The sequence below is a fragment of the Streptomyces sp. NPDC026062 genome (genome assembly GCF_055568375.1).
Genome location: NZ_JBVHOQ010000006.1, coordinates 107,263 through 128,523, shown reverse-complemented (window position 1 = coordinate 128,523; position 21,261 = coordinate 107,263). Strand labels below are relative to the sequence as shown.

The 21,261-nt window shown below is 70.6% G+C and carries 22 protein-coding genes and 1 pseudogene; 13 read left to right on the top strand and 10 right to left on the bottom strand.

The annotated features are described in order from the left end of the window. Positions 1-70: 70 nt before the first annotated feature. On the top strand, positions 71-919 hold the full coding sequence (locus ACZ4LX_RS07550; protein WP_467640254.1) for an SDR family NAD(P)-dependent oxidoreductase: 849 nt from the start codon (positions 71-73) through the stop codon (positions 917-919). Then, a complete protein-coding gene (locus tag ACZ4LX_RS07545) occupies positions 916-1,875 on the top strand; it encodes a DMT family transporter (protein WP_467640257.1) in 960 nt (319 codons plus the stop codon). Before ACZ4LX_RS07550 ends, ACZ4LX_RS07545 begins: the two co-directional genes overlap by 4 nt. An 86-nt stretch (positions 1,876-1,961) precedes the next feature. On the opposite strand, the gene ACZ4LX_RS07540 is transcribed toward ACZ4LX_RS07545, so the two are convergent. Beyond that, positions 1,962-2,855, bottom strand: coding sequence for an NADP-dependent oxidoreductase (locus ACZ4LX_RS07540; protein ID WP_467640260.1), 894 nt, complete (start codon positions 2,853-2,855; stop codon positions 1,962-1,964). Positions 2,856-2,925: 70 nt separating this feature from the next. Between ACZ4LX_RS07540 and ACZ4LX_RS07535 the strand changes: the two genes are divergently transcribed. Further along, a complete protein-coding gene (locus tag ACZ4LX_RS07535; protein ID WP_467640262.1) occupies positions 2,926-3,498 on the top strand; it encodes a TetR/AcrR family transcriptional regulator in 573 nt (190 codons plus the stop codon). Between the two features lie 45 nt (positions 3,499-3,543). On the opposite strand, the gene ACZ4LX_RS07530 is transcribed toward ACZ4LX_RS07535, so the two are convergent. Further along, a complete protein-coding gene (locus tag ACZ4LX_RS07530; RefSeq protein WP_467640563.1) occupies positions 3,544-4,233 on the bottom strand; it encodes a DUF4232 domain-containing protein in 690 nt (229 codons plus the stop codon). Between the two features lie 432 nt (positions 4,234-4,665). Here ACZ4LX_RS07530 and ACZ4LX_RS07525 point away from each other — a divergent pair, with 432 nt between their 5' ends. Next, entirely contained in the window at positions 4,666-5,400 is a 735-nt protein-coding gene (locus tag ACZ4LX_RS07525) for an SMI1/KNR4 family protein (RefSeq protein WP_467640265.1), read from the top strand. Between the two features lie 80 nt (positions 5,401-5,480). On the opposite strand, the gene ACZ4LX_RS07520 is transcribed toward ACZ4LX_RS07525, so the two are convergent. Genes ACZ4LX_RS07520 through ACZ4LX_RS07510 form a run of 3 tightly spaced genes read right to left on the bottom strand, consistent with a single transcriptional unit; the run spans position 5,481 to position 6,764 of the window. Then, the gene (locus ACZ4LX_RS07520; protein WP_467640268.1) at positions 5,481-5,660 is read right to left on the bottom strand and encodes a DUF397 domain-containing protein; all 180 of its coding nucleotides are present in this window, start codon (positions 5,658-5,660) and stop codon (positions 5,481-5,483) included. A 4-nt stretch (positions 5,661-5,664) separates the two neighbouring features. Next, a complete protein-coding gene (locus tag ACZ4LX_RS07515) occupies positions 5,665-5,871 on the bottom strand; it encodes a DUF397 domain-containing protein (RefSeq protein ID WP_467721121.1) in 207 nt (68 codons plus the stop codon). Between the two features lie 11 nt (positions 5,872-5,882). Next, positions 5,883-6,764, bottom strand: a complete 882-nt coding sequence (locus tag ACZ4LX_RS07510; RefSeq protein ID WP_467640273.1) for a helix-turn-helix domain-containing protein — start codon at positions 6,762-6,764, stop codon at positions 5,883-5,885. A gap of 222 nt (positions 6,765-6,986) precedes the next feature. Between ACZ4LX_RS07510 and ACZ4LX_RS07505 the strand changes: the two genes are divergently transcribed. From ACZ4LX_RS07505 to ACZ4LX_RS07495, 3 genes and pseudogenes are all read left to right on the top strand, one after another. After that, positions 6,987-7,496 (top strand): ATP-binding protein, encoded by a 510-nt coding sequence (locus ACZ4LX_RS07505; protein ID WP_467640275.1) that lies wholly within the window; start codon positions 6,987-6,989, stop codon positions 7,494-7,496. A 90-nt stretch (positions 7,497-7,586) separates the two neighbouring features. Beyond that, positions 7,587-7,745: pseudogene (locus tag ACZ4LX_RS07500) on the top strand (VOC family protein); the annotation flags it as partial. A gap of 96 nt (positions 7,746-7,841) precedes the next feature. After that, positions 7,842-8,744: a hypothetical protein gene (locus tag ACZ4LX_RS07495; RefSeq protein WP_467640277.1), complete on the top strand. Its 903-nt coding sequence runs from the start codon at positions 7,842-7,844 to the stop codon at positions 8,742-8,744. A 70-nt stretch (positions 8,745-8,814) separates the two neighbouring features. Here the strand turns inward: ACZ4LX_RS07495 and ACZ4LX_RS07490 are convergent, their stop codons facing one another. The 4 genes from ACZ4LX_RS07490 to pdhA form a co-directional block, all read right to left on the bottom strand. Continuing rightward, positions 8,815-9,351 carry a hypothetical protein gene (locus tag ACZ4LX_RS07490; RefSeq protein ID WP_467640566.1) on the bottom strand — a complete coding sequence of 179 codons (537 nt, stop codon included), beginning with the start codon at positions 9,349-9,351 and terminating at the stop codon, positions 8,815-8,817. Between the two features lie 244 nt (positions 9,352-9,595). Continuing rightward, positions 9,596-11,017 carry a dihydrolipoamide acetyltransferase family protein gene (locus ACZ4LX_RS07485; protein WP_467640280.1) on the bottom strand — a complete coding sequence of 474 codons (1,422 nt, stop codon included), beginning with the start codon at positions 11,015-11,017 and terminating at the stop codon, positions 9,596-9,598. A gap of 10 nt (positions 11,018-11,027) precedes the next feature. Beyond that, positions 11,028-12,008 carry an alpha-ketoacid dehydrogenase subunit beta gene (locus ACZ4LX_RS07480; RefSeq protein ID WP_467640282.1) on the bottom strand — a complete coding sequence of 327 codons (981 nt, stop codon included), beginning with the start codon at positions 12,006-12,008 and terminating at the stop codon, positions 11,028-11,030. A 2-nt stretch (positions 12,009-12,010) separates the two neighbouring features. Then, positions 12,011-13,174: a pyruvate dehydrogenase (acetyl-transferring) E1 component subunit alpha gene (gene pdhA / locus ACZ4LX_RS07475; protein WP_467640285.1), complete on the bottom strand. Its 1,164-nt coding sequence runs from the start codon at positions 13,172-13,174 to the stop codon at positions 12,011-12,013. A gap of 338 nt (positions 13,175-13,512) precedes the next feature. Here pdhA and ACZ4LX_RS07470 point away from each other — a divergent pair, with 338 nt between their 5' ends. The 3 genes from ACZ4LX_RS07470 to ACZ4LX_RS07460 all read left to right on the top strand — a co-directional run bounded on the left by ACZ4LX_RS07470 (position 13,513) and on the right by ACZ4LX_RS07460 (position 15,935). After that, a complete protein-coding gene (locus ACZ4LX_RS07470) occupies positions 13,513-14,172 on the top strand; it encodes a response regulator (protein ID WP_467640288.1) in 660 nt (219 codons plus the stop codon). A 257-nt stretch (positions 14,173-14,429) separates the two neighbouring features. After that, the gene (locus ACZ4LX_RS07465; protein ID WP_467640291.1) at positions 14,430-14,858 is read left to right on the top strand and encodes a pyridoxamine 5'-phosphate oxidase family protein; all 429 of its coding nucleotides are present in this window, start codon (positions 14,430-14,432) and stop codon (positions 14,856-14,858) included. A 63-nt stretch (positions 14,859-14,921) separates the two neighbouring features. After that, positions 14,922-15,935: a phosphotransferase gene (locus ACZ4LX_RS07460; protein ID WP_467640294.1), complete on the top strand. Its 1,014-nt coding sequence runs from the start codon at positions 14,922-14,924 to the stop codon at positions 15,933-15,935. A gap of 3 nt (positions 15,936-15,938) precedes the next feature. On the opposite strand, the gene ACZ4LX_RS07455 is transcribed toward ACZ4LX_RS07460, so the two are convergent. After that, a complete protein-coding gene (locus ACZ4LX_RS07455; protein ID WP_467640297.1) occupies positions 15,939-17,594 on the bottom strand; it encodes a protein kinase domain-containing protein in 1,656 nt (551 codons plus the stop codon). Positions 17,595-17,912: 318 nt separating this feature from the next. Between ACZ4LX_RS07455 and ACZ4LX_RS07450 the strand changes: the two genes are divergently transcribed. The 3 genes from ACZ4LX_RS07450 to ACZ4LX_RS07440 all read left to right on the top strand — a co-directional run bounded on the left by ACZ4LX_RS07450 (position 17,913) and on the right by ACZ4LX_RS07440 (position 21,192). Further along, a complete protein-coding gene (locus ACZ4LX_RS07450; RefSeq protein ID WP_467640300.1) occupies positions 17,913-19,568 on the top strand; it encodes a protein kinase domain-containing protein in 1,656 nt (551 codons plus the stop codon). A gap of 366 nt (positions 19,569-19,934) precedes the next feature. After that, the gene (locus tag ACZ4LX_RS07445; RefSeq protein WP_467640303.1) at positions 19,935-20,495 is read left to right on the top strand and encodes a hypothetical protein; all 561 of its coding nucleotides are present in this window, start codon (positions 19,935-19,937) and stop codon (positions 20,493-20,495) included. 85 nt (positions 20,496-20,580) lie between these two features. Continuing rightward, on the top strand, positions 20,581-21,192 hold the full coding sequence (locus ACZ4LX_RS07440) for a PadR family transcriptional regulator (RefSeq protein WP_467640306.1): 612 nt from the start codon (positions 20,581-20,583) through the stop codon (positions 21,190-21,192). Positions 21,193-21,261: the final 69 nt, after the last annotated feature.

The following is a 21,261-nucleotide window of genomic DNA, read 5'->3' as shown; positions in this document are numbered from 1 at the left end:
ACCACTGTTGCACTTTTCTCAATTATTAGTACTGTCACGTCCTAGTTGCCGCCGATCGAAGGAGGAAGTCATGCACAGCACCGCCCTCATCACCGGAGCGTCGTCGGGCCTCGGCGCGGAGTTCGCCGAGCAGCTGGCCGCCCAGGGGCACGACGTGATCCTGGTGGCGCGGTCCGGCGACCGGCTCGCCGCGCTCGCCGAGCGCCTGGCCGCCCATCACGGAATCCGCGCCCACGTACTGGTCCAGGACCTCGCCGAGCCCGACGCGGCCCGCCGCGTCGCCGACGAGCTGTCCGCACGCGGTCTCGGCGTCGATCTGCTGGTCAACAACGCGGGCTTCGGCACCTGCGGCCATTTCGAGGACATCGACGGGAGCCGCGACCACGACCAGCTCATGGTCAACGTCGTCGCCCTCGTCGACCTCACCCACCTGCTGCTGCCCGGCATGCTGGAGCGCGGCAGCGGCGCGGTCGTCAACGTCGCGTCCAACGCCGCCTTCCAGCCGTCCCCGTACTTCGCCGTCTACGGCGCGTCCAAGGCCTTCGTCCTCAACTTCGGCCTCGCCCTGCGTCAGGAGTACCGCCGGCGCGGCATCCGCGTGCTCACCCTGTGCCCCGGCCCGGTGGAGACCGCCTTCTTCGACACCATCGGCACCCGCGACGCCGCCGTCACCGGATCCATGACCACGCCGGAACCCGTCGTACGCGCCGCCCTGCGCGCCCTGGAACGCGGCCGGGGCTATGTCGCCCCCGGCTTCGGCAACGCCCTCGGCGCGCATCTGACACCCCGCCGCCCCCGCACCCTGGTCGCCGCCCTCGCCGAACGCGTCACCCGCAAGGTCCTGACCGCTCCGAAGCCCGCCACCCCGATGTCGCCCCCCTCGTCCACCACCCCCACGAAGCGGGAGTACGCGGCATGAGATCCGCCTCCATCGGCGCCGCCTCCGCCATGCTGCTCGTCGGCACGTCGACGGCCGTGTCCGCCACCATCGCCGACTACCCGGTCCTGGCGGGACAGGCCCTGCGCTATGCGCTCGCCGCGGTGATCCTGCTCCTCGTCGTACGCCACCAGCGCCTGCCGCGGGTCCGCCTGACGGCACGTGACCTCGTGTTACTCGCCGCGCTTTCCGCCACCGGCCTGGCCGGCTTCAATCTCTTCCTGGTCGCGGCCACCCGGCACGCCGGCCCCGCGATGATCGGCACCGTCGTCGGAGCCGTCCCCCTCGTCCTCGCCCTCCTCGGGCCCCTGATGGAGCGCCGCCGCCCGGCCCCGCACACCGTCGGCGCGGCACTCGTCGTCGCCCTCGGTGCGGCCGTCGCCGCCGGACTCGGCTCGGGCAGCCCGGCGGGCCTGCTCCTCTCCCTGGGCGCGCTCGTCTGCGAGGTGGCCTTCTCCCTGCTCGCCGTACCGCTGCTGCCGAAGATCGGCCCGCTGCGGGTCGCCGCCTACCCCGCCGCTCTGTCCGTGCCGCTGCTGCTGGCCGCGAGCCTCGCCCTGGAGGGCCCCGGCGCGCTGCGGCTGCCCGCCCCCGGTGAGGCCGCCGCCTTCACCTACCTCGGCGCGATCGTCACCGCGGCCGCGTTCTTCCTCTGGTACGACGCGCTGCGCCGTCTCGGCGCCGACCGTGCGGGCCTGTTCGCCGGCCTGGTACCCGTGGGCGCCCTGCTCACCACCGTCGCGCTCGGCCTCGGCCACGCGGGCCCCGCCGACGTCATCGGCGCACTGCTCGTCACGGCGGGTGTCGTCCTCGGCCTCCGCGTTCCCGGCCTCCGCGTTCCCGGCCGCGACCGCGGCCGCCGGGAACCGCGCCCCTCCCGGGGTGCGCTCGCCGCGCCGGCGGCGGACAGGTCGCGACGGTCACCGCAGAACGCCTGACGCGCGGCCCCGGACGCGTCGTGGTGGCCGCCCGCCGCACCGGCTCGCCCCCGCGCGTCGGCGGGTGTCCCTGTGCGGGGCCCGGTTCAGACGATCAGCACCCTGCGCCCCCGGGTGTGGCCGGCCCGGCTGTCCTCGTGGGCCGCCGCCGCGTCGGCGAGCGGATACGCCTTCTCGACCGGGATGCGGAGCTTCCCCCGCGCGATGAGGCGGGCGGCTTCCGCGAGCGCGTCCGGCACGCTGCCGGCCACTCCGGAGAACCGGACGCCGCGTTCCGGGGCGGCGAGATCCGCGATGGAGACCACCTTGCGCGGGTCCCCGGTCAGCTCCACGAGCTCCCGGATCACGCCCGAGCCGGCCACGTCGAGCGCCGCGTGGACGGGGCCGAACCGGCGTACCCGCCCTTCCCAGCCCTCGCCGTACGTCGTGGCGAGGGCGCCCAGGTCACGCAGGTAGTCCTGGTTCGCCGCCCCGGCCGTGCCGATCACCGTGATGCCCCGGTCACGGGCGATCTGCACCACCGCCGATCCGACCCCGCCGGACGCACCGCTGACCAGCAGTGTCTGCCCGGGTTCCACCCCGACCTCGCGGATGATGCGCAACGCGGTCTCCACCACGGAGGGGTACCCGGCGGCCTCCTCGAACGTCAGCCCCTCGGGCATGGCCGCCCACGCCGACAGCACGGCGAACTCGGCGTAGGTGCAGGAGCCTTCACCGAACACGGCGTCACCGAGCTCCACCCCTTCGACCCCGTCGCCGACCTCGTCCACCACCCCGGCGGCGTCCAGTCCGACCCCTGCGGGCAGTTCGATCGGATGCGCCCCCAGGACCTGGCCCTCACGGACCCGCCAGTCGACCGGGTTCACCCCTGCCGCCCTCACGGCGATGCGCAGGCGGCCGGGGCCCGCGTGGGGCTCCTCGGCGTCCAGAAGTCGCAGCACATCGGGACCGCCGAACTCGGCGAAGCTCACTCTCTTCATGCCGGCGAACGTAACACTAACGGTTAGCTTTTCCTATCGGTTACGTTTTTGTGGCTGATAGCGTGCGGTCATGACCGACCCGTCCGGGCGTCGCGAGCGCAAGAAGGCCGCGACCCGCCAGAAGATCGCCGACACCGCCCTGCGGCTCTTCCTGGAACAGGGGTACGACGCGGTGGGCATCCGCGACGTGGCCGCCGAGGCGGACGTGGCCGTCACCACGCTCTTCTCCCACTTCGCCTCCAAAGAGGCCCTCGTGTTCGAGCAGGACGAAGACTTCGAGCAGCGCCTCACCCGGGCGGTCACGGACCGGGCCCCGGACGAGCCGCTCATCCCCGCCCTGCGCCACGAGATCCGCGCCCTGGTGCGCCATTGCACGGCCAACGGCGGCACCCCGGTCCGGCGCATGATCAACGCCTCATCCGCCCTGCGGGAGTACGAGGAGACGATGAGGCTGCGCCACGCGGAGTCGCTGGCCACCGCCATCGCCGCCGATCCCGGCCTGTCACGGAGCACGACGGCCTGCCGGACGATCGCGAGGTTCACGATCGACGCCCATGCGCTGGCCCGCACGGCGCCCGATCCGGACGCCGCGGTGGACGAGATCTTCGAGATGATCCAGGCGGCGTGGGACGTCAGGCCCTGAGGGCTCTCCCGTACGGTTTCCCGTCGACGGGCGTCCGCTTACGGATCAGCCGCCCTGCCCGGCACTTCCGATCGGGCCCACCAGCACCGGGGAGCCGGAACCGTCCGTGACGGGCAGCGATCCCTGGCCCGGCCAGGCGAGGGTGACCGACTTCGTCTCGTTCGGCGGGGTCACCACCAGCCCCGTGATGCGGACGCCGGAGCCACCGGATTCATTGAGCGGGTAGCTGACGTAGAAGTCGACTTCCTTCCCGTTCTTGAGGGTGTACGGGTCGCCGGGCTCGCCCTTGCGCGTGGCGGAGATCGTCCCCGCACTGGTCTTCAGATCGACGCCCGCGAACCCGGAGATCACACAGTCGGCGCCGCTGCCGTTCGTCAGCCCCACCACGACGCTGCCATCGGGGTCGCCGTCGATGAAACCGTCCTGCGCGGTGATCTTCAGCCCGTCGGTCGTGCACTTGGGGGCCGCGGCGTTGTCGCCCGACCCCGACCCCGAACCGGAATCGGAGCCGGACCCGGCGGCGGTGTCCTTCCCGCCGGAACCCGCCCCGGCCGAGCCCTTCCCACTGTCCTGATCCGAGCCGCCGGAGCCCGAACCACCCCCCGAGGAGGACGCGGCCGAGGAGGCGGACGACGGGTCGCTCGCCCCCGTACCGTCGTCGTCGCTCTGGCAGGCGGTGAGCGAGAGACCGGCGGCAACGACCAGGGCGGCGAAGGTGATCCTGCGAGCGCGCATCATTTCTTCCTCAGCATCGGTGAACGGGACCGGCCGCTCCGTACCGGTCGGGTACGGAGCGGGCGTTACTGATCACCATGACCGGAAGGCCCGCCACCGCGTTCCGCCGCAGCGCCGCCTAAGACATCCCTGTTACACGCACGGGCTGCCCGAACGCCCCTCCGTACGGGGCGCGTCGGACCGGAACACGCGGCCGGGCCTGCCGGGTAGGGCCCTTCCCGGCCCCGCACCGTACGCGTCCGGGGCCGCCGCCCGCTGGGACAGACCCGTGACCCGACACGCCGGACGGGCCGGTGGCGGCTCACGTCGGCTTCTGCTCCCGGAGCACGGCGACCGCCGCGACGAAGACGCCCGTGGAGACGCCCGTGGAGACGCTCGGGGCCGTCGTCGTGCGCCTGCCAGGAATCGCGGGGCCGCGCCTAGGGTGTGCGGATGCCTGACACCTTCGACCTCCGCGTCGAGCTTCCCGCAGCCCTCGCAGGTCCCGCGGCGGCCTGGCTGTTCATCGAACGGTTCGCCGCCCGTCTCGGCGCCCCGGTCGGGCCGGATGACGGATTCCCGGAGTCCGAGATCGCCGCTGCCGAACTGCGGCTCGGGCTGCGACTGCCGCAGGCGATGCGGGAGTTGTACGGCAGGTTCGGCCGCCGCCACGACCTGCTGAGCGGGTCGAGAACGCTCCTGCCCCTGGACGAGCTGGAGGTGGACGACGCGGCACTGATCTGGCAGGTGGAGGCGTTCTGGCTGTACCAGGTCGCCGTACCGCTCGACCGGATCACGGAGGCCGACCCGCCCGTGCTGATCGACGGGAGCTCGCAGGCGTACGACGACTGGGAGCCGTTCGCCGACAGCTTCTCCGCCGCGTGCGTGGAGATGGTGATGTCGGTGAACTCACTGTGCGGCGACTGGGGCGGCTGGTACCGCGAGAGCGTGGCCCCCGACGCCGCGCGCCTGGAGCGGTCCCTCACCCCCGTACCGCCCCTGATCTCGTCGGGCGACCGGGACCACGCGGACCGCTGGTACGCGGGTGCCGATGTCCTGGTGCACGAGGACCGCTCGGACGAGGCGTCGGAGCTGGGGTGGCTGTACGTCCGCGCCTTGACGCGGGAGGCGTGGGACGGCGTCCGGACGGCGTTGCCGGGGGCATGGACCGAGACGGCGGGCCAGTGAGCGGCCGGTCGGCAGCACGGGGACCGGGGCCGGTGATCCCGTAACGCGTCCCGGCCGACCGGCCGCCGCCTATACCCGCCCTATACCCGGCGCAGGCCGGTCCGGAAGGCGTCCCATGCGGTGGGGGCGAGGAGGACGACGGGGCCGTCGGCCTGCTTGGAGTCGCGGACGGCGACAACGTCAGGGACGTTGCGGGCGACCTCGACGCAGTCGTTCTCCAGGGTGCTGTAGCTGGACTTTCTGAAGCAGAAGTCGGTCATCAACTCACCCTCGGCGCTCGTGCCTCCAGGCGACAGGATCATTCAGGCCTTCCCGGAACACACCCCACGCGCCAGATGCGACTACCAGGACCGCACCACCCGGAATTTTGGAATCACGCACGGCGACAACCCCGGGGACGTTACGGGCGACCTCGACGCACTCCTGCCCGGCATTGCCTCCGCTGTAGCTGGACTTGACGAACGTATACACGGGCACGCGGCCTACAACTCCTTGAGGATTCCGTCGATCAGTGCGACCGAGTTGCGCTGAGCGAGCGCAAGACGCGTCATGCGATCGAAGATCCTGTCGTGACGCTCCGCATCAGTATCGCTCTCCATCCAGAGGGTGGTCGAGGTGGTATCCATGTGAACCACGTCGAGCGCTCCAGGCTCCGCGAACGACACAATGGTGAACGCACTGGTCATGCCGGGGTGCGCACCCGCCAGGTACGGCATCACCTGGAGCTTCACGTTCGGATGGCGGACCATGTCCAGCAGGTGGCCGAGCTGCCCTCTCATCACCTCGCGCCCTCCGACCAGTTGGCGGAGCGCACCCTCATGTACCAGAGCCCACAGCTCAAGCGGGCGGTCACCGGTCAGACGTGCCTGCCGGGCCATCCGCGACTCGACGAAGAGCTCGATCTCGTCGGGGTCCTCCCAGGAACCGTTTCCCACAGCGAGTGCCCGAGCGTAGTCGGGCGTCTGGAGCAGACCGGGCACGATGGCGAGTTGCCAGGTACGGAGGCCTGTGGCGATGTCCTCCAACGCCACGTACTCGACCATCGACTGAAGTCCCGGGTACTGGTTCCACCAGCCGCTCGCCTTGCGACGTTCACGATCGGCCTTCGCGAGAGCCAGCAGTCTGCCGATGACGCCTTCGTCCATCTCGCCGTAGAGATGACAAAGAGCCCTGACATCCGGGTCCCGTATCGGAACAAGGCCCCGCTCGATCTTCGCCACCTTGGCAACCGACGCTGTCAGCGCCTCAGCAGCGTGCGACTGACGCAAGGACCGGGCCTCCCGCAGCCGAAGCAGTTCACCGCCGAGACGGCGTCCGAGCACAGTGGACACCGTCCGCCCACGATCCGGGCTATTTCCTGCCACAGCCAGCTCCCTCCCAGTCGGTCGGCCCAGTCTGGAGCTCTGATCCATCGAACACCAACTAGGGCAGAGAATTCTCTGCCCGAATTACTTGCTGCCCGCCGACGGGTTCCGCTACTTTCAGTTGCACGCCCATCACTCAGCGGCAACGACAGGCGGAAGTGCACCGCCCTGCCCTGCGCAGGCGCGACACCGCCACCGCCCGTACAACGGAGGCACGCGACCATGACCGCAGCCCAAGAAGCCCCCGCCCCCACTCCCGAACCCGACCCCGCCCCGGCGCCCCCGCTCCGCGAGGACCGCCTCGACTACACCCCCACCGCCCGCAGCGTCACCCTTGCCCGGCGCCGCACCGCGCGTCTGGTCACCGAGTGGGGGCACCCCCAGCACGCGGGCTATGCCGCGCTCCTTGTCAGCGAGTTGGCGACCAACGCCCTGCTGCACGGCAGCGTGCGGGGCCGGCTCTTCCGGGTGCGCCTCGCGCTCACCGCGAGCACGCTCCGCATCGAGGTGAGCGACGCACGCGGGGAACGGCTGCCCGGACTGCGTCAGGTGGACGACGACGACTGCTACGGGCGCGGGCTCGTCATCGTCTCCGCGCTCGCCGACCGCTGGGGCACCGAGCCACGCACCGTCGGCAAGACCGTCTTCGCCGAACTCGCCGTACGGAAGCGGGCGGGCACCGGCGACTCCATGATCGGTCCCGCCTCGGGGCACGACCTGCCGTCACCTTGAAGTGGTGTGCCAGCGGGGTGAAGTGACCGGTTCGGGGCGCTCGTGCCTGTCGTGAGCGACGGTCTGTGCCGCTGATCGCCCGACGGGCGTGGTGTCGACGACGTCGATGCGACGCTCGCCCGGGTGGAGGCGCTCGGCGGCTCGGTGAGCGGCGGCCCCGACGACATGCCGTGGGGACAGCGCGTCGCCCACATCAAGGACCCCGACGGCAACCCGGTGAACCTCACGCAGCCGATCCCGGCCCGGTGACGCGGTTCCGGGGCATGTGCTGGTCAGCCCGACTCCGTACTGCTGATGCAGGGTGGAAGAGGCTCAATGTCAGTGTGGTGCTGTTCACTTGGCCACGTGGACGCCTCTGCTCTGCGCGCCCGTCTGAACGACGCCTGGCGCGCGCCCGAATTGCGCTGCCCGCTGCCCGCCCATGGGGCAGGGCATGTCTGTGTGCCCAGTGAGGCGGAGGATCTTGCCGAGCTGGAGCGCGTCGCTGCGGACGTGGTCGACGGGGCGGGTCTGCCCGTACGTGCGTGGGTCGTCGGGGGCAGGGCGGCAGAGGTGCCCGACGGTCCGCCGCTGGGCGGGGAGGGTGGGCTCCCCATCGGCGGGGAGGGCGGGCTGCTGGAGCTGCGCGGGTGGGTGCTGGCCGGGCACTGGTTCGGATACGGCGTGACGGCCACCGCCGATGGCCCGCGCCGCGTCGTGATCCTCGCCCGGCGCGTGTTCACCCGCCCGTCCGGTGCAGGGTGGGTGGCGTTGCTTCGGGAGGCCACCGGGTGGACGGATCCCGATCGGGGCGGCGTCGACTGGGCCGCGACGGAGGCAGCGCTGGGCACCGCGCTGCCCGGTGACTACAAGGACATCGTCGACGCCTTCGGCACGGGCAGCTTCGACGAGTACCTGGACCTGCTGGTGCCGGGTGCGCTGGGCACGGATCTGGTCTCCTGGGGCCAGGACATGGCGCGGTACGCCGACCTCTACCGGCCGTACCCGGTCCACCCCGCGCCCGGCGGGGTGCTCATATGGGGGACCTCCGAGCAGGAGGTGACCTTCCACTGGCTGACCGGACCGGCCGATCCCGACGACTGGCCGGTCCTGGTGCAGTACCTGGGCGGTGAGTGGCGGCGCTTCGACTGCGGCACCGGCGAGTTCGTGCTGCGCCTGCTCACCGACCGCACCCCACCGTTCGCCTTCCCACCCTCCTCCGGACCGTTCCCCCACTGGTTCGCCTCATGGGAGCCGCCGGAGCCCTGAGCCCTTTCCCAGCCGGCTGTCGGCGCTGCTGCCCATGTTCGGCGAAGCGTACGGGCCGCCGGGACAGCCCTCAGTCCTCGTCCGCGCGGGTCAGCGCTTCGGCGATCATCCGGGTGGCGAAGTCGTGGTCGTCGGTGATGCGGTTGATCTGCTCCGCGAGCAGGAAGGCGGTGGCCTCCAGCGGGGTCATCTCCGCCTCCGTCCACTCCCCGTACTGCTTGCGCCACAGGCTGGGGCTCAGCCCGGTTCCCGCGGCGACGACCAGGCCGGCCATGGTGGGGATGGCCTCGGGGCCGACGCTCCTCGGCATCATCCGCATCGAGGCCACGAGGGTGGGCACCACGTACTCGATGACGTCCTTGTCGTGGGCCTCATGAGCCTTCCGCAGCCACATCATGAACATGTAGATGAGGGTGCAGGTGCCGTCCAGTACATCATCGGCTTCCCCGGGATCCAGCGAGGCGATGAACTGCTCGGCGAGCAACCGCTGCTCGGCATCGCTTTCCGTGTTGCCGTCGTACACGCTCTTGAGCCGGGAGTCGATCAGCATGAGCGCGGCGCCCACGTCACCGGCGGGAGCGTGCTTGGGGTCGCAAGTCGATGACAGAGGTCCTCCTCGGTCGGCTGCGCGGAGCAGCGAACGGACTGCCCGCAGATTATTGGGCCACCGGAACAGTTCGCGCTATATCACCGCTTTGGCAACGCAGTTCGGGACGGCCCGGTATCCTTCCGCGCGCAACCGGGACCGGGACCGGAACCGGAACCTTTGTCACCGCGCCCACCCCCGCGCATGGCGATGGGCCCGCGCCACCATCGCGCGGGCCCACCTCATACACGTACCGCCGGGGCGACTACGCCCAGGTGATCAGCCGCTTCGGCTGTTCCAGGATCGCCGCCACATCGGCCAGCACCCTGGAGCCGAGCTCGCCGTCGATCAGACGGTGGTCGAACGACAGCGCCAGCGTGGTCACCTGACGGGGCTTCACCTTGCCCTTGTGGACCCAGGGCTGGAGCTTGATCGCGCCGACCGCGAGGATCGCGGACTCGCCCGGGTTCAGGATCGGCGTGCCCGTGTCCACGCCGAAGACGCCGACGTTGGTGATGGTCACCGTGCCGCCCGCCATCGCCGCGGGGGACGTCCTGCCCTCGCGGGCGGTGGAGACCAGCTCGCCCAGCGACGCCGCCAGCTGCGGCAGCGTCTGGTCGTGCGCGTCCTTGATGTTCGGCACGATCAGTCCGCGCGGGGTGGCGGCGGCGATGCCCAGGTTGACGTAGTGCTTCTGCACGATCTCCTGGTTCGCCTCGTCCCAGGCGGCGTTGACCTCGGGGTTCCGCTTGATCGCGACCAGGAGGGCCTTGGCGATGATCAGGAGCGGGTTGACCCGCACCCCCGCCATGTCCTTGTCCTCCTTGAGCTCCGCCACGAGCTTCATCGTGCGCGTCACGTCGACGGTCACGAACTCCGTGACGTGCGGCGCCGTGAAGGCGCTGCCGACCATCGCCTGCGCGATGGCCTTCCGTACGCCCTTGACCGGGATACGCGTCTCCCGGGCGGTCACGTCGGCGGACGCCGCGACCGGAGCGGCCGACGCCGGGGCCGCGACCGGAGCCTCGGCGCTCACCGGCGCGGGGGCGGGCGCCGTGGGCGTCGCCGCCGCGTGCACGTCCTCGCGGGTGATGATGCCGCCGTCGCCGGTCGGGGTGACCGTCGTCAGGTCGATGCCCAGGTCCTTGGCGAGCTTGCGCACCGGCGGCTTGGCGAGCGGCCGGGCCTCGGCGACCGCGGCGTGGCCGGTGCCGTTCATCTCGCCCTGGATCGCGGCGGATGCGGCGGCCGGGGCCGCCTCCGTGCCCTTACGGGCGCGCCGCTTGGTGGAGGACTCGGCGACGCCGTAACCCACCAGGACGGGCTGGCGGCCCTTCGGCGCCTCGGCCTCGGGCTCGGCCTCGGCGGCCGGGGCGGGGGCCGGTTCGGCGGCGGGTGCCTCGGACGGGGAGCCCGGCGCCGCGTCCACCGCGATGATCACCTGGCCGACGTCGACGGTCGTGCCCTCGGGGAACCGCAGCTCGTGCACCACCCCGTCGAACGGGATCGGCAGCTCCACGGCCGCCTTCGCCGTCTCGACCTCGCAGACGACCTGGCCGTCGGTGACGGTGTCGCCGGGCTGGACGAACCACTTGAGGATCTCGGCCTCGGTCAGTCCCTCGCCCACGTCGGGCATCTTGAACTCACGGAAGCGAGCAGCGTTGGAAGTGTCGGTCATCGTTGTCACGTCCCCGTCCTCAGTACGCCAGCGAGCGGTCGACGGCGTCGAGCACACGGTCGAGACCCGGCAGGTACTCGTCCTCCAGCCGCGCCGGCGGGTACGGGACGTGGTAGCCGCCGACCCTCAGCACGGGTGCCTCCAGGTGGTAGAAGCACCGCTCCGTGATGCGAGCGGCGATCTCCGCGCCGGAGCCGTAGAACACCGGGGCCTCGTGGACCACGACCAGGCGGCGGGTCTTCTCGACCGAGGCCTGGATGGTGTCGAAGTCGATCGGGGACATCGAGCGCAGGTCCACGACCTCGATCGACTTGCCCTCCTCCTGGGCGGCCGCGGCGGCCTCCAGGCAGACCTTCACCATCGGGCCGTAGGCGACGAGCGTCAGGTCCGTGCCGGTACGGGCGACGGAGGCCCGGTGCAGCTGCCCCGGGATCGACTCGGTGTCGAGCTCGCCCTTGTCCCAGTAGCGGCGCTTCGGCTCGAAGAAGATGACCGGGTCGTCGCTCTGGACGGCCTGCTGCATCATCCAGTACGCGTCGGACGCGTTGGAGGGCGAGACGACCTTCAGGCCCGCTACGTGCGCGAACAGGGCCTCGGGCGACTCGCTGTGGTGCTCCACCGCGCCGATGCCGCCGCCGTAGGGAATCCGCACGACGACCGGCAGCTTGATCTTGCCGAGCGAGCGGGCGTGCATCTTCGCGAGCTGCGTGACGATCTGGTCGTACGCGGGGAAGACGAAGCCGTCGAACTGGATCTCCACGACGGGCCGGTAGCCGCGCAGGGCCAGGCCGATCGCCGTACCGACGATGCCGGACTCGGCGAGCGGGGTGTCGATCACCCGGCCCTCGCCGAATTCCTTCTGGAGCCCGTCGGTGATCCGGAAGACCCCGCCCAGCTTGCCGACGTCCTCACCCATGATGAGGACCTTGGGGTCGGTGTCGAGGGCCTTGCGCAACGACTCGTTGAGCGCCTTCGCGAGGGACATCTTTTCCATGGCCATGGCTACTTGCTCTCCTCGGCGAACGATGCCTGGTAGGCGGCGAACTGGGCGCGCTCCTCGTCGACGAGCGCGCTCCCGTCGGCGTAGGCGTGCTCGAAGATCGCCATCCGGTCCGGTTGCGGCATGGACCGCACCGCGTCGCGGACCCGCTTGCCGAGGGTCTCGCTCTCCTCGTCCAGAGCGGTGAAGAACGCCTCGTCGGCGGCGCCCACGTTCTCCAGGTAGGTGCGCAGGCGCAGGATCGGGTCCTTGGCCTCCCAGGCGGCGCGCTCCTCGTCGGCCCGGTACTTCGTCGGGTCGTCGGAGGTGGTGTGCGCGCCCATCCGGTAGGTGAACGCCTCGACGAGGGTGGGCCCCTCGCCCTGGCGGGCCCGCTCCAGGGCCGCCTTGGTGACGGCCAGGCAGGCGAGTACGTCGTTGCCGTCGACCCGGACGCCGGGGAAGCCGTAGCCCTGGGCGCGCTGGTAGAGCGGCACCCGGGTCTGCTTCTCGGTCGGCTCGGAGATCGCCCACTGGTTGTTCTGGCAGAAGAACACCACGGGGGCGTTGTAGACCGCGGAGAAGGTGAACGCCTCGGCCACATCACCCTGGCTGGAGGCGCCGTCACCGAAGTACGCGATCACGGCCGAGTCCGCGCCGTCCTTGGCCACGCCCATGGCGTAGCCGGTGGCGTGCAGGGTCTGCGAGCCGATGACGATCGTGTACAGGTGGAAGTTGTTGGTGTTCGGGTCCCAGCCGCCGTGGTTCACCCCGCGGAACATCCCGAGCAGATTGGTCGGGTCGACCCCCCGGCACCAGGCGACGCCGTGCTCGCGGTACGTCGGGAAGACGTAGTCGTCGTCGTGCAGCGCCCGGCCGGAACCGATCTGCGCGGCCTCCTGGCCCAGCAGCGAGGCCCACAGGCCCAGCTCGCCCTGGCGCTGGAGCGCGGTGGCCTCGGCGTCGAAGCGGCGGGTCAGGACCATGTCGCGGTACAGCCCGCGCAGCTCGTCCTCGGTCAGGTCGATCGAGTAGTCCGGGTGCTCGACCCGCTCGCCCTCGGGCGTCAGCAGCTGTACGAGCTCGGGTCCGGAATCCTGTGATGTCTTCGCGGGCGTCTTCGCGGCGCTGGTCCGCTTGCTGCTGCGTCGCGGTTTACGCGCGGCAGCAGTGCTCTCCACGGTCACGTGCGTGCTCCTCCGTCGGTCCGGCCCCCGGGGTCTGCCGGGAAACCAGTGCGGCTCGCCTGCGTCCGTACCCGTGCACGGGGTGGGTGCCGCTCGGTTCGGAACAGGCGTGACAGGTGCCCCGGCGAGCGCCCTGTAAAAGGCACGTTACCCAGTGCCTTGCGGAACTGCGAAACCCTATCTGACCTGCGATTTTGCTTGGATATCCAAGTAAATCGAGGAATTCGGGAACTCTCGCTGGTCACAGCACTGGTAACAGCCTTGCAGGCCGCCGGAACAACGGCACGTTATCCCGCCGGACGGCGGCAGGGAAGAGGGGAGTGTGTGAGACTGCGTTTGTGCGCAAAGAAGGAAAAATCACTGTTTTTCTGCTGGACGACCATGAAGTCGTCCGCCGCGGAGTCCATGAGCTCCTCTCGGTCGAGGACGACATCGAGGTCGTCGGCGAGGCCGGCACGGCTGCGGACGCGCTGGTGCGGATCCCCGCGACCCGGCCCGATGTCGCCGTCCTGGACGTACGGCTGCCGGACGGCAGTGGAGTGGAGGTCTGCCGCGAGATCCGGTCCCGGGACGAGTCCATCAACTGCCTGATGCTGACCTCGTACGCCGATGACGAGGCACTTTTCGACGCGATCATGGCGGGCGCTGCCGGATATGTGCTCAAGGCGATCCGCGGCAATGAACTGCTGAACGCGGTACGCGACGTGGCCGCCGGAAAATCCCTGCTCGACCCCGTGGCCACCGCGCGGGTGCTGGAACGGCTGCGCGACGGGAAGAAGGGCCGGGGCGACGACAAACTCGCCGGCCTCACCGACCAGGAACGCAAGATCCTGGATCTGATCGGCGAGGGGCTGACGAACCGGGTGATCGGGGAACGGCTCCACCTCGCCGAGAAAACGATCAAGAATTACGTCTCCAGCCTGTTGTCCAAACTGGGCATGGAACGGCGCTCGCAGGCCGCCGCCTATGTGGCACGTCTCCAGGCCGAGAAGCGCTGAGCCCGACGGTCACCCGTCCACCCGTCCACTCGTCCGCACTTCCGCAGTACGTCCGCACGTCCCGCATCTCCGTTCGTCCGGACTTCCCGCATCTCCACTTGTCCGCACTTCGGCTCGTCCGTGCGTACGCGCTTCCGCACGTCCGCGTTTCTGTGCGCAAGGGGCCTCGGTCCCCGGTGATCTTCGGGACTTAGGTCCCTCCTACCCGGGGCTGCGGCCTCTTCTGCCTCTCCCCGCCGTGACGGACAGTGGAGAGCATGTCCTCAGAGGAACTCCACGCGATCCAACTGCTCGACCGGGTGCCCTACGGCCGGCTGGCGACGAGTATGCGAGCCCTCCCGATCCTGACGGTGGCCCGGCACATCGTCGCCGACGGCCGCGTCGTGCTGCGCATGCACGCCGGTCTCGGCTATCACGACGCCTGCGACGGCTCCGTCGTGGCGTACGGCGCGGACAACTACAACGCCGCCGCCTCGGCCGGCGGCAGTGACCTGTGGTCCGTGCAGTTCACCGGACCGGCGCAGCTCGTCGAGCCGACCCGCGCCCAGCGCGAGCTCTTCGGCCCCACCCCGGTCGAGGTCAACGGCGAACCCTTCGAGCCGGCGTACCTCCGGCTCGACCCCCACTTCGTCACTGTGCACACTCTGGACTTCCACGCAACTCCGCAGATCCGCAACGCAGCGTGATCTAACATCTGGCGAGTGCCGCGCTCATATGTAACCTCCCCGCCTGTTCCTCCGGTCGGCGAGGTGCTGAGCCGCTACCCGGACGCCGGAGAGCCGCTCACCTGTAAACCTCTTGCCCAAGGCCTGCTCAACCACGGTTACCGGGTGTCCACGACCCGCCGTTCCTACTTCCTCAAGCACCATCTGGACGACTCCACCGGCGACCGCGCCACGATCGTCCGCCAGCACCGGGCCACCCAGCGGCTCCAGTCACTGGGAGTACCCGTCGCGCCTCCCGTCGTGGACAGCGACGGCGACACCGTCACCGAGATCGGCGGCCGCTGTTACGCCCTGCACCCCTGGGTCGACGGACTGCACCGGGCAGGCGCCCAGCTCACCGTCGCCCAGTCGTTACGTCTCGGGGCGCTGCTCGGAGCCGTACACACAGGTCTTGAGCAGGTGATGGGCACCGGCGCGGGGATCGGTGCGGGGATCGGTGCCGGGGCCGGCGGGCGGTCCGGACACGCCAGCCCGGACCCCTCCGACACGTTCGCGCTGATCGACGAACTGCTGGCCGCGGCGCGCGGCCGGCGGCCCCGGGACTCCTTCGACGAACTGGCCGAGCACCGGCTCCTGGAGCGGCGCAAGCTGCTGGAACAGCACGCGGACCGCCGTCCGCCCGCCCCGGACGGTCCGGCGACCGGCTGGGTGCACGGTGACTTCCACCCGCTGAACGTGCTCTACCGGGGCGACGACCCGGTGGCGATCCTGGACTGGGACCGGCTGGGGGTGAAGCCGCGCGCGGAAGAGGCGGTACGGGCCGCGGCGATCTTCTTCGTGCAGCCCGCGGGGGAGCTGGAGCTGGCGAAGGTACGGGCCTACGCGCGCGCCTACCGGCGGGCGGCCGGTGCGGGGCCGGACGAACTGGCCGCGGCGGTGCACCGGGTGTGGTGGGAGCGGCTCAACGACTTCTGGATACTGCACTGGCGGTACTGCCTGAACGACCGCAGGGCCGACCCGCAGTTCCCCGCGGTGTCGGCCCTGGCGGTCTGGTGGACCCGTGAATACGCCGCGGTGCTCGACGCGTTCACCGGGTAAGGGTCACCCGGCGGTCGTGCCCCCGGCGCTCGTGGTGGCTCCTGCGGCGGTGTTCCCGGCGTCCGCACCGGCGTCCGCGCCCGTGTCCGTGCCCTCGGTGGCGCCCTCGTTACCCTCGGTGGTACCGGTGTTGCCCTCGCTGGTCCCGGTACTTCCCTCGGTGGTACCGGTGTTGCCCGCGCCGCCCCCGGTGTTTCCGCCGGTCGTGCTGGTACCACCGCCCGTGTTCGTACCCTGCGTGTTCGTCTCCGTCGGGGAGGGGGTGGGAGTCGGCTCGGCCGTCTCGCTCGGGGTGTACGACGGGGTGTACGAGGGCTGCCGGGGCGTCTCCTGCTGATCGCCCGTGGAGTTCCCCGGCTGCTCGGTGTCCTGCGTCGTCTCCTCGTCGGTCGGCGAGGCCGACGTCTCCGTCGAGGAGGACGAACTGGACGACGAGGAGGGCGGCGCCTCGGGCGTCTCGCCGCTGCCCTGTGCGGCGTTGACCGCGATCGCGACACCCGCACCGATCGCGATCAGCGCGAGCACGATGAACAGCCACATCTTGCCCCGGCCGTCACCGCCCTGCCGGGTGCTGCCGCCGTCGTATCCCCCGTCGTCCGGGTTCATCGGCGGCAGGATCGGGCCCTGCGAGGTGTCGCCGTACTGCTGGTAGTTCATCGCGCGGGTGGCGCCGGTCATGCCCCGGGGCGGGGTGCCAGGACCGTCGTTCATCACGACGGGGCCGGTGTTCCACGTACCGGTGTGACCGCCCTGCACCTGGAGCATCTGGAGGCTGTACTGGACCAGTCCGCGCATCTCCTCGGCGCTCTGGAACCGGTCGTCCGGGTCCTTCGCGAGCGAGCGCATGACGAGCCCGTCGAGCTCCGGCGGCACCGCGCCCTGCGAGATCTCCGACGGCGGGACCGGAGTGTCCTGCACGTGCTGGTACACCACGGAGAGCGGCGTCTCTCCGGTGAACGGGGGCCGCAGCGCGAGAAGTTCGTAGAGCAGACAGCCGGTGGCGTACAGGTCGGAACGGTGGTCGACGGCCTTGCCGAGCGCCTGCTCGGGGGAGAGGTACTGCGGCGTGCCCATGACCATGCCGGTCTGGGTCATCGTCGACTGCGCGCCGTGCAGGGCACGGGCGATGCCGAAGTCCATCACCTTGACCGCGCCGGAGTGCGTGATGATCACGTTGGCCGGCTTGATGTCACGGTGCACGATGCCGTGCTGGTGCGAGTAGGCCAGTGCCTCCAGCACCCCGGAGACAATGATCAGCGCCTGCTCCGGAGGCGGGGCCTCCGCGTTGAGCAGGAGGTCACGGATGGTGCGGCCCTCGACCAGCTCCATGACGATGTACGGGACGGTCTGGCCGGCCACGGTGTCCTCGCCGGAGTCGTACACCGCCACCACCGCATGGTGGTTGAGGCCGGCGACCGACTGTGCCTCACGCGTGAACCGGGCCTTGGAGACCGGGTCCTCGGCAAGGTCGGAGCGCAGCAGTTTCACCGCGACCGTACGTCCGAGCCGGACGTCCTCGGCCGCGAAGACCTCGGCCATACCGCCTCGGCCCAGGCGGCCGGTCAGCCGGTAGCGCCCGTCGCCGACGACACCGCCGATGCCCCAGGAGTCGGTGCCATCCGGAACTCCGCCGCCGTTTGCTTCGGGTTCGGGTGCCATCAGTCCTCGCCGTCGTTTCTGTCCGCGCGTCCGCGGTTCTCACGGTGCCTTGCTGCGCAGCCGGCCGCGTTGCCGGCTTCATTGCGACGTCACGCTACAGCCTTCGTCGGACACACCGTTTTCGAGAGGGACGGGCCATCCAACCGGCTCGCGCGCCCGGCACGCAAATTCCATGCGGTTCCTGTAACGCTTCCGAGACGCTTCTTGTGCGTAGGGTCACGGAACGGGCACCTGGCTTGACGTGTCGTACCCCTCGGGCAGACTTGGCCAGTAATACGGATCTTCGCGCGGTCGCGCGGACCTAGGGGGAAGCAAGTCATGAGCCAGGACGGCGCACAGGGTGCCCAGGGTCGCTACGCGGGCGGTTCGGTCGCCGGTGGCCGCTACCAGCTGCGTGACCTGCTGGGCGAAGGCGGGATGGCCTCCGTATATCTGGCTTACGACTCCGCCCTCGACCGGCAGGTCGCCATCAAGACGCTCCACACGGAGCTCGGCCGCGAGCAGTCGTTCCGCGAGCGCTTCCGGCGCGAGGCGCAGGCGGTCGCCAAGCTCCAGCACACCAACATCGTCTCCGTCTTCGACACCGGCGAGGACGAGCTCGGCGGCGCGCTGATGCCGTACATCGTCATGGAGTACGTCGAGGGGCAGCCGCTCGGCTCCGTCCTCCAGACGGACATCCGTAACTACGGTGCGATGCCCGCCGACAAGGCGCTCAAGGTGACGGCCGACGTGCTGGCCGCCCTGGACACCAGCCACGAGATGGGCCTGGTCCACCGCGACATCAAGCCCGGCAACGTGATGGTGACCAAGCGCGGTGTCGTGAAGGTCATGGACTTCGGTATCGCCCGCGCCATGCAGTCGGGCGTCACCTCGATGACGCAGACCGGCATGGTCGTCGGCACCCCGCAGTACCTCTCCCCCGAGCAGGCGCTCGGCCGCGGTGTGGACGCCCGCTCCGACCTGTATTCGGTCGGCATCATGCTGTTCCAGCTGCTGACCGGCCGCATCCCCTTCGACGCGGACTCCCCGCTCGCCATCGCGTACGCGCATGTGCAGGAGGAGCCGGTCGCCCCGTCCACCATCAACCGGTCGATCACCCCGGCGATGGACGCCCTCGTCGCCCGCGCCCTGAAGAAGAACCCCAACGAGCGCTTCCCGAGTGCCGCCGCGATGCAGGACGAGATCGCGCGCGTGCTGAACGCGAGCGGACAGACGGGCGCCCCCGTGATCGTCAGCGGCACAGGCGCACCGTCGAACAGCGGCTCGGGGGTCGGATCGGCCGTCTTCCCGCCGGTCGACCAGTCCACCCCCGCACCGCCGAACGTCCAGACGCCGTACCAGCCGGGCCCCTACCAGTCGCAGCAGCAGCCGGGCCCCTACGGCACGCCGACCCCGGCTCCCGCCCCGGCGGCGTCGTACGGCTATCCGCAGTCGGCTCCCGCGTACCAGACGCCGGCGGCGATGTCGCCGATGCAGCAGCAGACCCCGCCGCCGTACTCGGTCCCGGCACAGACGCACGCACCGTCCTCGGGCGGCGGCTCGAAGCGGAACATGCCGGTGATCGTCGGCTCGATCGTCGTCGCCCTGATCGCGATCGGCGGCCTGATCACGGCGCTCGCGATGAAGGACGACGACTCGGGCAAGGGCGGCACCGAGGCCACGTCGAGCGAATCCCCGGGCGGTGACCACAAGGATCCGGAGCGGAACCGGACGATGAAGACCGATGCCTGCACGGCCGCGAGGGAGGACACCGACGACCCGAGCAAGGTCAGCGCCCCGAGCTTCCTCTACAAGGACATCCTCTCGGCCCGCGCCTGCGCGGACGCGGCGGGCTGGACCATCAAGCAGATCAAGGTCCCGGGCAACGCCTACGCGGAGGACCAGGTCATCGATCAGTTCCCCACGCCTGGCGCCGCGGTCTCCGAGACGGGTGCGCACTTCGAGCTGCGCATCGCTACGGGCGACCCGGCGTAGGGGCGCGGGGTAGCGCGGGGGCGCACGCGAGGTAGGGCGTGGCTCAGGGGCGCGACTCAGAGGCGCCGGGGCGGGGCTTGGGGCTTATGTGCCTCTTCGCCGTACGGCGGTTCACGTGCGGCCGTTCGCGTGTGACGGTTCGCCTGCGGCCGTTCGCGTGCGGCGGTTCACGTACGTCACTTCGTCGTACGTCCGTCCGCCGTATGTCCCTTCGCGGTATATCCGTGTCGTCGTATGTCCGCGTCGTCGTATGTCCGCGTCGCCGTACGTCCGCGTCGTCGTATGTCCGCGTCGCCGTACGTCCGTCCGCCATCCGTCCGCGTCACCTGAGATGCCGGACATAACGTCACATGTGACGCTGACGTCATGGCTTCAGGACGCCCCACCTCACGGCCTTCACGGCCCTCACGGTGCGTGGCCTGCCTGGCACTGACGGCAGCCACCGCACTGGGGGCCATAACGGGCACGGAAGCCGCCCATGCCGCTCCTCCCGCCGCCGAGTCCACGGGGTCGCCCGCCACCCCGCCGGACACCCCGTCCACCGCCCCGCCCACCACCTCCGCACCGCCGTCGCCGAGCGCCGGATCACCGCGCCCGGACCATGCCAGGTCGCCGTTGGCCGGGTGGCCCGCCGGGGAGGGGCGGCCTCGGCCCGGGAGGACGCTGACGCCCCAGGAACTCGCGCGGGCCGATGCCCTCGACGAAGCCGAGGACGATGCCGAGAACGAGTCGCCGGCGACTCGGCCCGCCGCCGATCCGGCCGTCGTTCCGGAGTCGAGCGCATCCCCCGGCACCGGCCGGATCTCGCGTCAGGCCCTTGACGGAGCAGCGGTCGAGCAGGTCAAGCAAGTCTCGCTCGGCGCCGGAATCGCCCTGGTCGGACTGGGCATCGGCTTCCTCGCCTTTCGTCTGCGCCGCTCCGGCTGACCACCGCACAGCGGGGGCTGCGATCGCCGCGGCACGGGCCCGGGGAGACTTGCGTTCGGCAACATACTCGGTATACATACTCAGTATGTCGATCCGTCACGGGCTGCTGGCCCTCCTCGAACGAGGGCCCAAGTACGGCTCTCAGCTCCGCACCGAATTCGAATCGCGCACCGGTTCCACCTGGCCGCTCAACGTCGGGCAGGTGTACACGACGCTGAGCAGGCTGGAGCGCGACAACCTGGTCGTCCAGGACGGCGAGGACGACCAGGGGCACGCTCTCTACTCGATCAGCGACGAGGGACGGACCGAGCTGCGCACCTGGTTCGAGACGCCGGTCGACCGGAGCAGCCCGCCCCGCGACGAACTGGCCATCAAGCTCGCCATGGCCGTCGGCGCTCCGGGAGTCGACATCCGGTCCGTCATCCAGTCCCAGCGCCACCACACGGTGAAGGCGATGCAGGACTACACCCGTCTCAAGGCGCAGGCGCTCACCGACGCGCCCGCCAACCGCGACGAGGTCGCCTGGCTGCTGGTACTGGAACAGCTGATCTTCCAGGCCGAGGCAGAGGCCCGCTGGCTGGACCACTGCGAGTCCCGGCTGGTCCGGCTCGCCGAGGCCGCCGCCACGGAGCCCGAAGCCACCGCGCTCCCGCGCAACGGAGCACGCGCCGCCTCCCGGCCCCGCGCCCGCCGCTGAGCCGCTGAGCTGAGCCACTTAGCCGCTGAGCCGCTGAGCCGCTGAGCCGGCGTCCCATGTCGCTCAGCC

Coding starts and splice junctions, on each gene's coding strand:
- ACZ4LX_RS07535 (WP_467640262.1), top strand. CDS start 2,926: ATGACCGACCCGTCCGGGCGTCGCGAGCGCAAGAAGGCCGCGACCCGC.
- ACZ4LX_RS07445 (WP_467640303.1), top strand. CDS start 19,935: ATGGCTTCAGGACGCCCCACCTCACGGCCTTCACGGCCCTCACGGTGC.
- ACZ4LX_RS07450 (WP_467640300.1), top strand. CDS start 17,913: ATGAGCCAGGACGGCGCACAGGGTGCCCAGGGTCGCTACGCGGGCGGT.
- ACZ4LX_RS07550 (WP_467640254.1), top strand. CDS start 71: ATGCACAGCACCGCCCTCATCACCGGAGCGTCGTCGGGCCTCGGCGCG.
- ACZ4LX_RS07540 (WP_467640260.1), bottom strand. CDS start 2,855: ATGAAGAGAGTGAGCTTCGCCGAGTTCGGCGGTCCCGATGTGCTGCGA.
- ACZ4LX_RS07440 (WP_467640306.1), top strand. CDS start 20,581: ATGTCGATCCGTCACGGGCTGCTGGCCCTCCTCGAACGAGGGCCCAAG.
- ACZ4LX_RS07520 (WP_467640268.1), bottom strand. CDS start 5,660: ATGACCGACTTCTGCTTCAGAAAGTCCAGCTACAGCACCCTGGAGAAC.
- ACZ4LX_RS07545 (WP_467640257.1), top strand. CDS start 916: ATGAGATCCGCCTCCATCGGCGCCGCCTCCGCCATGCTGCTCGTCGGC.
- ACZ4LX_RS07455 (WP_467640297.1), bottom strand. CDS start 17,594: ATGGCACCCGAACCCGAAGCAAACGGCGGCGGAGTTCCGGATGGCACC.
- ACZ4LX_RS07505 (WP_467640275.1), top strand. CDS start 6,987: ATGACCGCAGCCCAAGAAGCCCCCGCCCCCACTCCCGAACCCGACCCC.
- ACZ4LX_RS07525 (WP_467640265.1), top strand. CDS start 4,666: ATGCCTGACACCTTCGACCTCCGCGTCGAGCTTCCCGCAGCCCTCGCA.
- ACZ4LX_RS07530 (WP_467640563.1), bottom strand. CDS start 4,233: ATGCGCGCTCGCAGGATCACCTTCGCCGCCCTGGTCGTTGCCGCCGGT.
- ACZ4LX_RS07480 (WP_467640282.1), bottom strand. CDS start 12,008: ATGGCCATGGAAAAGATGTCCCTCGCGAAGGCGCTCAACGAGTCGTTG.
- ACZ4LX_RS07465 (WP_467640291.1), top strand. CDS start 14,430: ATGTCCTCAGAGGAACTCCACGCGATCCAACTGCTCGACCGGGTGCCC.